Annotated in this window: 14 protein-coding genes; 7 read left to right on the forward strand and 7 right to left on the reverse strand. The window is 54.5% G+C overall.

Annotated elements, in window-relative coordinates; translation table 11 throughout:
* Nucleotides 1-194 precede the first annotated feature (194 nt).
* On the forward strand, nucleotides 195-1,424 hold the full coding sequence (locus J2I48_RS04345; RefSeq protein WP_207334180.1) for an aldose epimerase family protein: 1,230 nt from the start codon (nucleotides 195-197) through the stop codon (nucleotides 1,422-1,424).
* A 17-nt stretch (nucleotides 1,425-1,441) separates the two neighbouring features.
* Here J2I48_RS04345 and J2I48_RS04350 read toward each other — a convergent pair whose 3' ends face one another.
* Nucleotides 1,442-1,735 carry a hypothetical protein gene (locus J2I48_RS04350; RefSeq protein WP_207334181.1) on the reverse strand — a complete coding sequence of 98 codons (294 nt, stop codon included), beginning with the start codon at nucleotides 1,733-1,735 and terminating at the stop codon, nucleotides 1,442-1,444.
* 211 nt (nucleotides 1,736-1,946) lie between these two features.
* Here J2I48_RS04350 and ffh point away from each other — a divergent pair, with 211 nt between their 5' ends.
* From ffh to J2I48_RS04365, 3 genes are all read left to right on the forward strand, one after another.
* Nucleotides 1,947-3,266, forward strand: coding sequence for a signal recognition particle protein (gene ffh, locus J2I48_RS04355; RefSeq protein WP_207334182.1), 1,320 nt, complete (start codon nucleotides 1,947-1,949; stop codon nucleotides 3,264-3,266).
* Nucleotides 3,267-3,427: 161 nt separating this feature from the next.
* Nucleotides 3,428-3,868 carry a hypothetical protein gene (locus J2I48_RS04360; RefSeq protein ID WP_207334183.1) on the forward strand — a complete coding sequence of 147 codons (441 nt, stop codon included), beginning with the start codon at nucleotides 3,428-3,430 and terminating at the stop codon, nucleotides 3,866-3,868.
* Between the two features lie 169 nt (nucleotides 3,869-4,037).
* Nucleotides 4,038-5,495 (forward strand): S41 family peptidase, encoded by a 1,458-nt coding sequence (locus tag J2I48_RS04365; protein WP_207334184.1) that lies wholly within the window; start codon nucleotides 4,038-4,040, stop codon nucleotides 5,493-5,495.
* 1 nt (nucleotide 5,496) lies between these two features.
* On the opposite strand, the gene J2I48_RS04370 is transcribed toward J2I48_RS04365, so the two are convergent.
* From J2I48_RS04370 to J2I48_RS04380, 3 genes are all read right to left on the reverse strand, one after another.
* Nucleotides 5,497-6,024 (reverse strand): T9SS type A sorting domain-containing protein, encoded by a 528-nt coding sequence (locus tag J2I48_RS04370; RefSeq protein ID WP_207334185.1) that lies wholly within the window; start codon nucleotides 6,022-6,024, stop codon nucleotides 5,497-5,499.
* Between the two features lie 897 nt (nucleotides 6,025-6,921).
* Nucleotides 6,922-8,109, reverse strand: coding sequence for an AIR synthase related protein (locus tag J2I48_RS04375; RefSeq protein WP_207334186.1), 1,188 nt, complete (start codon nucleotides 8,107-8,109; stop codon nucleotides 6,922-6,924).
* 110 nt (nucleotides 8,110-8,219) lie between these two features.
* Complete coding sequence (locus J2I48_RS04380) at nucleotides 8,220-9,212, reverse strand: Gfo/Idh/MocA family protein (RefSeq protein ID WP_207334187.1); 993 nt, start codon at nucleotides 9,210-9,212, stop codon at nucleotides 8,220-8,222.
* Between the two features lie 54 nt (nucleotides 9,213-9,266).
* On the opposite strand from J2I48_RS04380, the gene J2I48_RS04385 reads away from it, so the two are divergent.
* Together J2I48_RS04385 and J2I48_RS04390 are read left to right on the forward strand one after the other, a co-directional pair.
* A complete protein-coding gene (locus tag J2I48_RS04385) occupies nucleotides 9,267-10,118 on the forward strand; it encodes a DUF481 domain-containing protein (protein WP_207334188.1) in 852 nt (283 codons plus the stop codon).
* A complete protein-coding gene (locus tag J2I48_RS04390) occupies nucleotides 10,105-11,622 on the forward strand; it encodes a tetratricopeptide repeat protein (protein ID WP_229375803.1) in 1,518 nt (505 codons plus the stop codon). The genes J2I48_RS04385 and J2I48_RS04390 overlap by 14 nt, the downstream gene beginning before the upstream one ends.
* Nucleotides 11,623-11,721: 99 nt before the next feature.
* On the opposite strand, the gene glgB is transcribed toward J2I48_RS04390, so the two are convergent.
* The 3 genes from glgB to J2I48_RS04405 form a co-directional block, all read right to left on the reverse strand.
* Nucleotides 11,722-13,734 carry a 1,4-alpha-glucan branching protein GlgB gene (gene glgB / locus J2I48_RS04395; protein ID WP_207334189.1) on the reverse strand — a complete coding sequence of 671 codons (2,013 nt, stop codon included), beginning with the start codon at nucleotides 13,732-13,734 and terminating at the stop codon, nucleotides 11,722-11,724.
* 97 nt (nucleotides 13,735-13,831) lie between these two features.
* Nucleotides 13,832-14,008: a hypothetical protein gene (locus J2I48_RS04400; protein ID WP_207334190.1), complete on the reverse strand. Its 177-nt coding sequence runs from the start codon at nucleotides 14,006-14,008 to the stop codon at nucleotides 13,832-13,834.
* Nucleotides 14,009-14,047: 39 nt separating this feature from the next.
* Nucleotides 14,048-14,500, reverse strand: a complete 453-nt coding sequence (locus tag J2I48_RS04405; protein ID WP_229375806.1) for an OsmC family protein — start codon at nucleotides 14,498-14,500, stop codon at nucleotides 14,048-14,050.
* 53 nt (nucleotides 14,501-14,553) lie between these two features.
* On the opposite strand from J2I48_RS04405, the gene J2I48_RS04410 reads away from it, so the two are divergent.
* Nucleotides 14,554-14,898 (forward strand): hypothetical protein, encoded by a 345-nt coding sequence (locus tag J2I48_RS04410; protein ID WP_207334191.1) that lies wholly within the window; start codon nucleotides 14,554-14,556, stop codon nucleotides 14,896-14,898.
* Nucleotides 14,899-14,997: the final 99 nt, after the last annotated feature.

Below are 14,997 nucleotides of genomic sequence, written 5' to 3' on the forward strand. Positions count from 1 at the left end.
CAGGCAATTTTAGGCCGCTTACTAACTCTTATGGGGAGCTTTTAATCGTTCTGCGCTTTGCTTTTACAGTGAAACTTGCTTCATCATAGGTTAGTAATCGAGAATTACGTCGGCCCCTGGTCGACGTATTTTTTTTGTAGTAACTCCACGATTATCATTTCTTTCCCTGCTGATTACTCAATTTGACTACCCCCATGCAACAACTCATCTACCCAGCCTTGCTGCTGGGCTTACTTGGCGCGGCTGGTTGCCAATCGTCGACCAAGAAAACAGATGCCAATATGGCCAATACCCCCGCCGCCGACGCGCCCAGTGCCGATTCGGTGGCCAGCGCCACCAACATCGACACCACCGCGCTGACCTACAAGCTCCCTAATCCAGAGGCCTTCGAGACCATCATCGACGGTAAGAAAACGACGTTATACGTGCTGAAGGGGAAAGGCATCGACGTGGCCATCACCAATTACGGTGCCCGTCTGGTGGGACTGATCGTGCCCGACAAAGCCGGCAAGCCCACTGACGTAGTCATGGGCTTTGGTACGATAGAGGCCTACAAAAAAGCTCACGAGGCGTTCTACGGGCCTGTTGTGGGGCGGGTGGGTAACCGCATCGCCAAGGGCACCTTTGTGCTGAACGGCAAAACCTATAAAACCGAACTGAATAACAACGGCAACACCCTCCACGGTGGGCCGAGTGGTTTTCATACCCGCGTCTGGGACGCCAAACAGTTGAACCCCCACACCTTGCAGCTGACCTATGTGGCCAAAGACGGCGAGGGCGGTTTCCCCGGAACGCTTACCGCCACCGTAACCTATTCAATTGATGAATCGGTGGCTGGACAACCCGGCCTGAAGATCGACTACAAAGCCACCACCGACAAGCCAACGCCGGTGAACCCCACCAGCCATGCGTTTTTTAACCTCAACGGCGAAGGCAGCGGCACAGTCAACAACCACATCCTGCGCATCGACGCCGACCGGTATTCGGCGGTTGATAAGGGGTTGATTCCGCAGGGGGAGCCTGTTTCGGTGGCCAATACACCCTTCGATTTTCGGAAGCCTACAGCCATTGGTGCACGTATCGACACCAAAAACGAGCAGTTGACTTTTGGCAAGGGCTATGACCACAACTGGGTACTGAACCACAAAATGGGCACCCTCGGCACCGTGGCCGACGTGGTTGGCGATAAATCGGGCATTAAGATGACGGTGTTGACTACTGAGCCGGGCCTGCAATTCTACGGCGGCAATTTTTTCACGGCCAACGATAGGGGCAAATATGGTAGAGCTGCCAATTTCCGCGAGGGGCTGGCCCTGGAGACGCAACACTACCCCGACTCGCCCAACCACCCCAGCTACCCAACCACCATCCTGAAACCCGGCCAGACCTACACCCAGACTACGGTGTATCGGTTTGGGAAGTAAGGTTTAAACTTTAAACCTTACTTCTGCTTCTTCTCCGCCGAATGGATGTCACGGAAGTGACTCATGATGCGGCTCCAGAAGCGTTTGCCGGGGGCATCTTTTTTGGGTGTCTTTGCCAGGCCGACTTCTGGCGAGGATTTAGCTGGTGTACGAACCTCAGTAGGTTTGGGGCGGGTGGTGGCATGGGTGGCCTCCTGTACTGGCCGGTTTACTGACTGCGACGGTGAAGCCAACGTCGGCAACGTTGACGTGAAGTAAAGGCCGCTTGCCAGGATACAAACAGCCACGTGACCCAATAAAGCGCGTTTCATAGGAAAAGTATTTTTTATGCTGCGGTTAGGCATTTTCTCAGTTACAATCAGCAAGATATATTTAAAAGACGAAATAAATGTATGGACATTGTGTCATTCGTGAAATTTAATGCCAATTTATTCACGACATAAGTCAATACTGTCGGTACATCAAATTGGGCAAAACGGGCCATGCAGGCTGCTACGCCCGAAGTAGTATCTTTGTCGTATTATGTTCGAGAACCTACAGAATAAGCTTGATAAGGCGTTTAAGACCCTGAAAGGGCAGGGGCGCATTACCGAAATTAACGTTGCCGCGACAATCAAAGAGGTGCGCCGCGCCCTTACCGACGCCGACGTAAACTACAAGGTCGCCAAAGACGTGACCGACCGTGTGAAGCAGAAAGCACTCGACCGCAAAGTGCTTATTGCCGTTGAGCCGGGGCAACTGTTTGTCAAGATCGTACAGGAGGAACTGACCGATCTGATGGGCAGCGAGGCCAAACCGATCAACCTCAAAGGCGACCCCGCCATTATCCTCATTGCCGGGTTGCAGGGGTCGGGTAAGACCACGTTTTCGGGTAAGCTGGCCGCCTACATCAAAAAGCAGGGCAAGAACGTACTGCTGGTGGCTGCTGATATTTACCGCCCCGCCGCCATTGACCAACTCAAGGTGTTGGGTGAGCAGGTAGGCGTAGAGGTGTTTGCGGAGCCGGACAACAAGAACGCCGTTTCTATCGTGACCAACGCCCTGGCCCACGCCAAACGCACCAACAAGAAGGTCGTGATCGTGGATACAGCTGGTCGTCTGGCCGTAGATGAGGTGATGATGCAGGAGATCGAGGACGTGAAAAAAGCCCTCAACCCATCGGAAACGCTATTTGTGGTCGATTCCATGACCGGGCAGGACGCCGTAAACACCGCCAAGACCTTTAATGATCGCCTCGACTTCGACGGCGTGGTGCTCACCAAACTCGACGGTGACTCGCGGGGTGGCGCGGCCCTGTCGATCCGGGCGGTGGTGAACAAGCCGATCAAGTTTATGAGCACTGGCGAGAAGATGGATGCCCTCGACATCTTCTATCCCGACCGGATGGCCAGCCGGATTCTGGGCATGGGCGACGTGATCTCGCTGGTGGAGCGGGCGCAGCAGGCCTTTGACGACGACGAAGCTCGCCGTATCAACGCCAAGATGCGGAAGAACCAGTTCGACTTCAACGACTTCCTGAGTCAGTTGCAGCAGATCAAGAAGATGGGCAATATCAAAGACCTGCTCGGCATGATTCCCGGTATGGGCAAGATGGTGAAAGACCTCGACCTCGATAACCAGTCATTTGCCCCCATCGAAGCCATCATCAGCTCGATGACGCCCAAAGAGCGCGAACGCCCCGACATCATTGACACAAGCCGCAAAAAGCGTATTGCCGCTGGTTCAGGCACTGACGTTCAGCAGGTTACAAACCTGTTGAAGCAGTTTGACGAGATGCGGAAGATGATGAAAAAAATGAACAACATGCAGGCATCCGGCAAAATGCCGAAGATGATGCGGTGAAGAGAATGTACAATGAATAATCGGTCCGCCGATGCGGTACAATGAACAATGGCTTCGCGTATTACCCAGAGCCGCACTGGCGGACCGGCGAAGCCATTGTTCATTGTACCGCATCGGCGGACCGATTATTCATTGTACATTCTTTAACTACTCCCACTCACATGAAACTACTTCTCCTTCTATTCCTTTTCCCCGCCGTGGCGTTTGGTCAGGCGTCGGTGGCATATTACCCGTTCAACAACCTGTTTACGGTCAGTACCAACCCGAATAATCCCGTTTGGCTGGATGCCCGGTTGCAGACCAACTCGCTTTTCGATGGGTTGAGCACTACTTTTTGCCCGATGGTCAACGTGAGCCGTACCGAGCAGACTACCTATTACGTAGGTGGGGGAGTCAGGCTCACGGCACTCAATGCGTTGGTGGGCGATAAGGTGCTGGATGGCTATTCGCTGCACGTGGGCGTGCGGGTGGCCCCTGTAATGACCATGCCCAACCTCCGGGTGGCGTTTGAACTGTCGCCCTCCGCCGCTGCCAATTTCAAGTCGGGTGTCTTCTATTCGTACCTGGGCATCGTTTATCAATTCACGAAGCGAGGAAAATAAGTGGTAAGTGCTGGGTGGTAAGTGGTGAGTTTGCTTCCGCCAGAACAGTTACGCTGGCGGAAGCAAACTCACCACTTACCACTTATTTTAATGCAATTTTACCCCGTTTGGCTCCACGTTAAACGGGTTTTTTGCGTTATAGGTATAGTGCTTTAAACAACAAACCTCAATGATCAGAAAACCTATTTTACTTCAGCTTTCATTGCTGCTGGCTCTAGCCGGTTCGGGCCTGCTGACCTCGTGCAAGAAAAATACCGACGTAGTCAATCCAGTTACTACCCCCACTAGTAGTAGCACAACGGCCACCGACAGTTATGTGAATAATTGGATCCTGACCAATATGAAGGATTATTATTATTGGACAGATAAAATTCCGGCGAACCCTGACAAGACTCTGAAACCCGCTGATTTCTTCTATTCGCTGCTTTACGACTACGGTAATACAGCCAATACTCAGCGTGACCGCTTCTCCTGGATTCAGGAAAGTGCAACCGAGTTACAGGCACTATTGAGCGGTGAGTCGAAGACGACGGGCCTTGATTTTACCCTTGTCCGCACCGCCGAAGGGTCAACCGATGTGGTTGGGGTTGTGACGTATGTATTGCCCGGGTCACCAGCCGACAAAGCAGGTATCAAGCGTAATGACATGTTCTTTTCGGTCAATGGTATCACACTGACTACAGATCAGGCTACATTAAATAAAGCTTTTGCTGATGAGTCGGTCACGCAGACGTATGGCTTTGCCAGCGTTCAGAACGGGGCTATAGTAAAGACTGCTGTTACCAAATCGGTAACGCCGGTTGTGTTTCAGGAAGACCCAATTTTTAAAGATTCGGTCTACACCGACGGGTCCCGTAAGATTGCTTACCTGATGTACAATCAGTTTGTTCCCGGCCCTAACGGTTCAGGAACGACAGCCTATGACAACCGTCTCGATGCCATTTTTGGTAAGTTTAAAGCACAGGGAGTCAATGAGTTAATTCTTGATCTACGCTACAACGGTGGGGGAGCCGTGACCTCGGCAACCAAACTGGCAAGCCTGATTGTGAAGGGTGTGAATGGCCAGACTAAAGTGCCATTTGGGCGGTCGGAATACAACAGTCTGCTTACGGCTGCCTATAGGCAACAGTATGGTGATGATGCTTTCTATTACTATTTCGATAACCCAGCGAATAACATCGGCAGTCAACTCTCGCGCGTGTATGTGATGACCACCCGTCGTACGGCATCTGCCAGCGAACTGGTCATAAACGGCTTACGACCCTTCATGACGGTCAATACGATCGGTTCGACATCGTATGGCAAGAACGTAGGTTCGCAGACGATCACCGACAAGAAAAACAAGGATAACAAATGGGGTATGCAGCCTATTGTTCTTAAAATATTCAACAAAAACAATGAGTCTGATTACTCAACCGGTTTTGTTCCAACGGTGGCAGTAAGCGAACCTTACGGAGCGTTAGTGCCCATTGGTGACCTCCGTGACCCCTTCCTGGCAACGGCTATTAATCATATGAAAGGATTAACGGGCGGACGCATTGCGGCTGGGCCTGACTTGACCGTTGGTTCATCAGATGCATTCAGACCGAACGCTAATAACATGTACGTTGAACTGCCTAAGCGCTAGCCTACTGAACTAGTACGCGCCGCGTTAGCCGGACGGTTCCGGTGGTGGCGGTGAGCAAATAAACGCCCGGTGGAAGGCGATGCTGCGGTAGTAGCGTCATCTGTCCGTCGGGCGTTTCGCTTGTCTGGCAGGGGAGATGCTGACCGGTAAGGGTGGCGAGTTGGTAGTCGGCACCGGGTAGCTGCTGGGGTAGGAGCGTGAGACGGTCGCCGGAACTGGGATTGGTCAGGATGGTTAGCCCCGGCAGTTGGTCATCGACAGTTACAGCTACCGGGTGGCTCAGCGTAGAAAGGCCGTCTGCCTGTATGTGCCTGATACGGTAATAACTCTGTCCCGGCAGGGGCTTGGCATCGGTATGGCCGAAGTAGCGCTGGTCTGGGAAAGGCGTCTGGAAGCCAATTTGTGCCCATTCCCGCGCATCTCGACTTCGTTCTACTACAAAACTGCCTTCAGCACCAGATGTAGGCAGTTGCCAACTCAGGTCTACCCGCCCCCCATTGACCACCGCCCGAAAGCTGGTGAGTGTCACGGGTAATTGCCCGCTCACATCCCGAAACCAGAAGTCGTCGAGACGAAAACGCCCAGTACCATTATAATGGAGATACTTAAAGTTTAGTAGCGGTATGGTAGGCGTTAAGGCATCAATTTCATCAAAAACTCGTGTACCGTCTACCCAAACATCCCATTTTCCATTGGCCAATGTCTCTGAAATTGGTCCACTAGGGGGTTTTAAGTAATGTAATGTGCCACCAGCTCGATTTAGAATCCATGTAATATCGTGCTTACCAACATAGTAGGATGAATTTCCTGAACCACTAGCATTAACCCATCGCAGTGCCCATCGCAGTCTGGATACACTCGGTTCGTTTCGTACATTGACATTTAACCGCGCAAAGGTTTGATCATTATCTGGGTCTGATCCATTGCCGGCATATTTAGGTCCTTTACCTACATAAAAGCCAAGTGCACCTTCACTGGTATTAGCTTCTGAAGAGAATGACCCATCTAGCGAGAACTGTATATAAAAACTTTTTGGTTCAGGGCTAAAATCTGCGCTATAGGTAGCATGCATAGTTCCAGGCGCGAAAGTCGCTCCCCCTAGATCGGTTGGTCGAAATGTCTCTAGCGTACCCGTAACGAGAGTTCCGCCACTAGTTATAGAGATAGTACTGACAACCGAAGCAGAAATGCCGGGTGTACTTACACCGATGCTCGTGAACTTGCTATCGCTTGGCGTAGCTGCATCAACATAATCAATAACGTTGCTGCCTGCTGAGAAATCCTGTTTGAAATACGTTGTTGGCTGTGCTTCGGCAACAGACGTAAACATGCTGAGAATGACCAAAAGCGAGACCAATTTCATGTACAAGTATTTATCGGTATAAATACCTGCAAACTATTGTATTTCAGTAACTATACAAAATGGCTAGTAAGTAAAAATACCAAAGTCGCTCTTGATCGTTACCTGCTTACCCTTGTGCGCTTCTACATGGCCAACCACCTGCGCGTCGATCCCAAATGAGCGCGACACATTGATGACGGTTTGGGCGTGGCGGGGGTGCAGGTAGATTTCCATTCGGTGGCCCATGTTGAAGACTTTATACATTTCCTGCCAGGGCGTGTGGCTCTCCTCCTGAATGAGCGCAAACAGGGGCGGCACCGGAAACAGGTTGTCTTTGATGATGTGCAGGTTCTCTACAAAGTGCAGCACCTTGGTCTGCGCCCCACCCGAACAATGCACCATGCCGTAGATGTCGCCGCGCAGTTGATCCAGCAGCGTTTTTATCACCGGGGCATACGTCCGTGTGGGTGAGAGAATGAGCTTGCCAACAGACATTGGACCTTGAACGTTAGACGCTGGATGCTGAACCTCAATGAGTTCGGTCAAGTTTTTACTGCCGCTGTAAATCAGAGATTTGTCAATGGCGGGGTCGAAGCTTTCGGGATATTTGGCGGCGAGGTTGTGGGCCAGTACGTCGTGGCGGGCGGAGGTGAGGCCGTTGCTGCCCATGCCGCCGTTGTACTCGGTTTCGTAGGTGGCCTGCCCAAAAGACGCCAGTCCCACAATGACGTCGCCGGGGCGGATGCCATCGTTGCTGATCACGTCGGCGCGGCGCATCCGGGCAATCACGGTGCTATCCACAATGATGGTGCGGACCAGATCGCCCACGTCGGCGGTTTCGCCACCGGTGCTGTAGATGTCGATGCCGTGGTCGCGGAGCATCTGCAAAACTTCTTCGGTGCCGTTGATGATTTCGGCAACGACCTCGCCGGGGATCAGGTTTTTGTTCCGCCCAATGGTGCTGGAAAGCAGCATGGGGCCGGTGGCACCCACGCAGAGCAGGTCGTCGGTGTTCATGACAACGGCGTCTTGCGCAATGCCCTTCCAGACACTCAGATCGCCGGTTTCGCGCCAGTACAGATACGCCAGCGACGATTTGGTACCGGCCCCGTCGGCGTGCATGATGGTGCAGAAATCGGGGTCAGCGGCCAGAATGTCGGGCACGATTTTGCAAAACGCTTTGGGAAAAAGCCCTTTGTCGAGGCGGGCAATGGCGTTGTGCACGTCTTCTTTGTCAGCAGAAACGCCCCGTTGGGCATAGCGGTCAGTCATGGGGGCAAAGGTAAGAAAGGGAGTGGTGAGTGCTGAGTGGTAAACGATGAGTTTGCTGCCGCAAGCGTAGTACTCTGGCGGAAGCAAACTCATCACTCATCACTCAGCACTCAATACTCTATTCCCGCGGCGCGGCGGACTTCGTCGAGGAGGGTCATCAGGTTGCGGCTGTCGGCGTGGCGCCATAGGGGGCTTTCGGTGAGGCCCTGCTCCAGGCAGTCCATCACGTGCTGCGCTTCGTAGTCGTAGCCGTGGGTGGTGCGGTCGAAGGTGAGGGTGACGGGGTCAGCGTCAGGTTTTTCGAGGGTGACGGCCGTGCTTTCGTGGAAACGGCTGTGGATGCGGATCGTGCCTTCGGTACCATAGATGATGGCCAGGTTTTCGGTGTTGGCCATAAAGGTGCTGTTTAGTATTGCCATCGCTCCATTTTTATAGGTCAGCACCATGCCGCACTGCTCGTCGGCACCGGTAGGCGCGAGCGTGGCCGAGGCCTGCACGGTGGCGGGCATGCCCAGCATCAAATAGCTGATAAACAGGGGGTAAATGCCAATGTCGAGCAGGGAGCCGCCACCCAGCGCTTTGTCGAACAGGCGGGTGTTGGGGTCATACTGCGCTTTGAAACCGAAGTCGGCTTTCACGGTGAGCACCTTGCCAATGGCCCCTTCGTCGAGCCAGGTTTTGGCCTGCTGAATGGTGGGCATGAAGCGGCTCCAGAGGGCTTCCATCAAAAACGTCTGCCGCGCTTCGGCCACGTCGAGCATCTGGTTTACCTCGCCAATGTCCATGCCGAAGGGCTTTTCGCAGAGCACCGACAGTCCGCCGTTGAGGCAAAGCAGGGTGTTGGCGCGGTGGTACACGTGGCGCGTGGCAATGTAGACCACGTCGATTTCGTCGGCCAGAGGCAGCAGGTCTTCATAGCGGGCCAGGGCGCGGGGGTGGGTGCCGTCGGGGCGGGTGTAGTGGGCGGCAAACTCGTCGGCGCGAGCCTGATCGGTAGAAGCCACGGCTACGAGGTCGGCATGAGGCAGGGTCATGAGATCCTGCGCGAATTTATGGGCGATTTTTCCTAGGCCCAGGATGGCCCAGCGGGTTTTAGCAGACATAACAGATTCATTATTTTTAACTGCAAACTACAGCGCTAATGCCGATGTTTGGGCATGAAATTTCTGCTAACCATCGCCTTGCTACTGGTCTTGTTGCCCGCTTTCGCCCAAAATACCGAGCAGCCCGACCCCCTGCGCCCATCTACGCCCGACAGTACCCAGGCCGCTACCGACACTACCGCCACCGCCCTGGGGCAGGACGACGAGAAAGAACTGAACGATGACGACACCACCCAGATCGATTACCGGTTCCGGTTCACCGCCGATGGCACGTTCACAGGCGGCAACGTGAATCGCTCGTTGCTGCAACTCGTGAGCGCCTTCGACGTCGACGTGAGCAAGGTGGTGAAGCTGTCGAGCAACCCATCGTTTGTGTATGGGCGGCAAAATGGGTTGCTCAATGAGCGCGAATATTTTGGCGATGCCCGCGTCACGCTTTTCCACGAAAAGCGGCTGTACTATCTGGCGTTTGGGGCGTTTGAAAAAAGCAATCTTCGGCAAATTCTCAACCGCTACACCGTGGCCGCCGGGCTGGGCTATAAACTGCTGGAACGCAAACGAGCCTACATTTCGCTGACAGACGTGCTACTCCACGAAAACACCGATTTTGCCGTGCTCAACGACATCAACGTCTGGCGCAATTCGGCCCGGCTCTTTGGCGAATACACCTTTGGCAATGACCGATGGACGGTTTCGCACACGACTTTCTACCAACCCGCCCTGAGTCGACAAGGTGATCAGCCGCTCAACGTGCGCTGGAATGGCAGTATCAGTGTGCAATATAAAGTCAACGCCTACCTGAGCTTTCGCACCACGTTTGCCAACTCCTACGAGAGCGTGGTGGTACCGGGCCGCGTGAACGACGACACTCGACTTACGCTGGGATTGACCTATGAGAAGAAGTAGTTGGCAATGGCAGTCCAACCGGTCCGCCGGTGTGGTTTCGGTAGTGGGCAGTATGCTTTACTGTCTATTGCTGACTTTGCCCGGTCAGGCGCAGGATTTTGTCTGGACACCGGGGCTGCAACGCGCCTATGTCGACCTCACCAAAGGCAAGCTGCAACCCGCCCGGCAAGCCCTGGCGGCAGAGCCAAACAAAGCCAACGGCATCTACCTCTACGTAGCCAACTACGTCGACATGCTGGCCCTGCTGGCTTCCGACGATGACCGGCTGCTGGCTCAACTTGCCCCCAACGAATCGACCCGGCTCGATCAACTCGATAACCTCGACGAATCGTCGCCCTACCAGCGGCTGCTACTGGCCGAGGTGCGGCTGCACTGGGCGTTTGTAAAGCTTAAATTCGGGAAAGACCTGGCTGCCAGTTGGGCCGTTATCAAGGCATACAGGCTTCTGGTGGCTAATCAGCAGCGTTTTCCCAACTTTTTGCCCACCTACAAATCGCTGGGGACGTTGCGCATCATGATCGGTTCGGTGCCCGACTCATACGCCTGGGTGGCGCGGCTGCTGGGCCTGCGGGGTAATGTGCAACAGGGCCTGGCCGACCTGCAACGCGCCCAACAAGACACCCTCTTCAGGACCGAAGCCCGCCTGGCCGACCTGCTGATCCGGGCCTACGTGCTGCGCTTTTCTGATGCCAACGAAGGGGTACTCCGGCAGTTTGTGGATGAAGCGCCAGACAATTTGCTGGTGCGTTTTTTTGCCGCCACCACCGAAATGAAAAACGCCCGCTCGGAGCAGGCGCTGGCGTGGCTTAGTACCCGCCCCTCCGGCCCGGCCTACGTGAGCCTGCCCATTATTGATAACCTCCTGGGCGACATCTTTCTGCAAAAAGGGCAGTATACCGTCGCGCTGGGTCATTACGGGCAATTTCTAGCCAGCTACCGGGGGCAGAACTTTGTGAAAGACACCCATTACAAGCGCTTCTTATGCTACTGGCTAAGTGGCGATGTGGCCCGTGCCCGTCCCGAAATTTCGCTTGTGCTGGCGCAGGGTCGCACTACTGTAGAGGCCGACAAAGCCGCTCAGAAAGCAGCAGAAACCTACCGCAAAGTCTTCCCCGGCGCGGGGCAGCGGGTGCTCATGCAGGCACGGATGGCCTCAGACGGTGGGTACCTGGAGCAGGCGGTCACCGGGCTGAAACCCTATACCGAAACCGCCTTTGCCACCACGCCCGAACGGGCCGAATACCAGTACCGATTGGGGCGTATCTATCAGAAAATGAACAATTTATCTGTCGCCGTTACGGCATTCGAAAGGGCGGTGTTCCTGAGCGAAGCTGACCAACTGTCGTTTGGGGCGCTCGCCTCTTTGCAACTCGGCTACCTATATCAACAACTTCGCCAACCTACCAAAGCCCGACAAGCTTTTGAGAAAGCCCTCAGCTACAAACACCACGAATACAAAAACAGCATAGATAACAAAGCCCGGGCAGGGCTTGGCAGTATGTAGTTGCCAAGAAGACAACCTGCTACTGTCCCTATTACTTTAAGCACAACGTGGCGGCTAGAAATCCAGTCGCCACGTTGTGCTCTTTATTACGTTAACTGTTTATTTTTCCAGCTTCATCACCGTTACGCCCAGCGGGGGGATGGTCAGGCTTATTGACTGTTCCTTGCCGTGCAGGGGTGTATCTTCGGTAGTTAGCGGTTCGCCGTTGAGCACGCCACTGCCGTAGAACTCGGTGGCGTCTGAGTTGAAGATCTCGTGGTACGTACCGGCTGCTGGCACGCCGATGCGGTAGTTGGGGCGCGGCACGGGCGTCATGTTCAGCACCACCACTACCGTTTCTTCGGGCGTGTCGCCGCGGCGGGCGTAGGTGAGTACGCTGTTTTCGCGGTCGGTGGTGTCGATCCATTCAAAGCCGCTCGCCTCAAAGTTGCGCTGGTACAGGGCCGGTTCGGTGCGATAGAGGTTGTTAAGGGCTTTCACGCAGGCCGCCATGCCCTTGTGCGGGGCGTGGTCGAGCAGGTGCCAGTCCAGGCTTTGGTCGAAATTCCATTCTGACGTCTGGCCAAATTCACCGCCCATAAACAGCAGTTTCGTGCCGAAGTGGGTAAACATGTACCCAAACAACAGCCGCAGGTTGGCAAACCGCTGCCATTCGTCACCTGGCATTTTGCTCACCAGCGAATGTTTGCCATACACCACCTCATCGTGCGAGAGGGGCAGGCAGAAGTTCTCCGAGAAACCATATACCGTGCTAAATGTCAGCTCGTCCTGGTGGTATTTGCGGTTGATGGGTTCGCGCTCGAAATAGCGGAGCGTGTCGTTCATCCAGCCCATCATCCACTTCTGGCCAAAGCCTAAGCCACCCGTAAATACCGGACGTGACACACCCGGAAACGCCGTTGATTCTTCGGCGATGGTTTGCGCATCGGGGAAGTCGCGGTAGACGGCTTCGTTGATTTCTTTGAAAAGCGAAATGGCGTCCAAATTTTCGCGACCGCCAAACATATTCGGCTCCCACTCGCCCGCGTTCCGCGAATAGTCGAGGTAGAGCATCGAGGCCACGGCATCTACACGCAGGCCGTCGGCATGGCACCGGTCAAGCCAGAACAGGGCGTTGCTGAGCAAAAACGAGCGCACTTCGGGCCTCCCGTAGTTGAAAATATACGATTTCCAGTCGGGGTGGTAGCCTTTGCGCGGGTCAGGGTGTTCGTAGAGGTGCGAACCGTCGAACTCATAGAGGCCGTTAGCGTCGCCGGGGAAGTGGGCGGGCACCCAGTCGAGAATGACGCCCACGCCTGCCTGGTGCAGTCGTTCTACCAGCTTCATGAAATCCTGCGGGGCACCAAACCGGCTGCTGGGGGCGTAATAGCCCGTAACCTGGTAGCCCCACGAAGGCGGGTAGGGGTAATGCATGACGGGCATAAACTCCACATGGGTGAAGCCCATCTCCTGCACATACGGCACGAGTGCGTCGGCAATTTCGCCGTAGGTCAACTCACGTGTGGGGTCCGACGGGTCGCGTTTCCACGACGACATATGCACCTCATAGATGGACTGGGGAGCATTCAGGGCGTTTTTCGGTCCCCGGTTGGCCATCCATTCCCCATCATTCCATTCGTAGTAGGTGTCCCAGACTTTGGTGGCGGTTTGGGGCGGCACTTCCCAAAAATGGGCGTAGGGATCGCCTTTTTCCATTTCGCGGCCATCTTCGTGCACTATGAAATATTTGTAGGTCTGCCCGTTGCCGATGGCCGGAATAAATGTTTCCCAAATGCCCGACGAGTCCCAGCGGACGTTCATGGGCGCACTGCCCCGGTCCCAGCCGTTGAAGTCGCCAATGACGGCCACGTAGCGGGCCGAGGGTGCCCACACAGCGAAATAGGTGCCCTGTACGCCATTGTGCGTAACCACGTGCGAACCAAACTTGTCGTAAAGTTTACCGTGCTTCCCCTCGCGGAACAAATGGATATCGAGGTCGGAGAAGCGCGAATAGGCACCGCCAAATTCGGTGCCGGGGGTAGATTCATATGCCGTTTCGGGGGCGGCAGTGGGTGTAGATTCGGTACTGGGGGTGGTGGCATCTGCCACGTTCGTTGTCTTACGCTTGGCCATACAGTAGTAAATACGTCTCGTAAACGAAACCGCGAAGTGGCCGGAAAGTTAGCAAAATAAAAAGCCCCGTTGTGGCGGGGCTTTTTAGAGGTAGTCGTTACACCTGTGCTCGCTTGGCGCAGCAGCCAGTGCCGCCGCTGCCTTTTTCGCACTGCTTTTCGCAGTTTTCGGTCTTGGCTTTCACCTTCACTTTCTTGCTCTTCCTGGTGTCACCTGCCTGTGCGGCAGTGGCTAATGTGGCAAGTAGGGCCAAGCCCAGTAGGGTTTGTTTCATAATAGCGGTCGGTTTGGTTCAGCCAGTAAGCTACAAAAGTTAGGCCAATATCTCCAACTCCCACGTAATCTCGGCGGTGGGGCGGAGTTGGGCGGTGGCTGAGCAGTATTTGTTCATCGAGAGGTCGATGGCGCGGCGCACTTTGGCTTCGTTGAGGTCGCCGGTGAGTTGAAACGTGAGGTGGATGGTCTTGAACGGAGCCGGGTTGGCCCCGTGTTCGCGCTGACCGTCTACTTTCATCTTAAAGTCCTGGATGACCTGCTTTTGCTTGTTCAGGATCACGATCACGTCGATGGCGCTGCAACTGGCCAGACCCATCAGCAGCATTTCCATGGGCCGTGCGCCCGCGTTATGGCCACCAATAGCCACCGACCCGTCGATGTCGAGTGTAACGCCTGCCACGCCGGTGGCGGCAAAGTGAAACGCCTCATCGACCCGGTGCAGGTCAACGGTCATGGTGTCGTAGGTGGGGGTTACCGGGGCGGTTGTCATGGCAATTTGGGCGAAAATGTGTATCTTCACTACTCGATAACTAGACAATAGCCATGTCTGAAAAAGTTTCCGGCGATTTATTCGACCTTAAAAACGATCCCCGGCTGAGCATGTACCTCTATCGGGCGGGCTTTGGCTGCTGGCTACTATATATTGTGGCGGGTGCCCCGTTTATGGCGGCATTGCGCTTCTACCGCACAGACTTGGGTATTCTGTGCTTTTTTATGATGGTGGCGGGGCTGTCGGCCTCGATGGTCTACGACTATTACCACAATGCTTCGCTTTACGAGCAAAAGAAAAAGTGGCTCGCCATTGGTTATGCTGTGCTGGCTGCACTCATCTATTTCGTGGTGCTCGACCACGCCCCTGCCGAGGTACTACGCTGGCTGGCCCACTAGGCCGGTAGATCACTGACATACAAATTTAAGACGTTCGCATACGAACCAGTTCGGTTGGCCGATAAAGCGATTGGGGTGTCTATCTTAAGTTGACATATC

It is taken from the genome of Fibrella aquatilis (assembly GCF_017353255.1).
GTDB lineage: Bacteria > Bacteroidota > Bacteroidia > Cytophagales > Spirosomataceae > Fibrella > Fibrella aquatilis.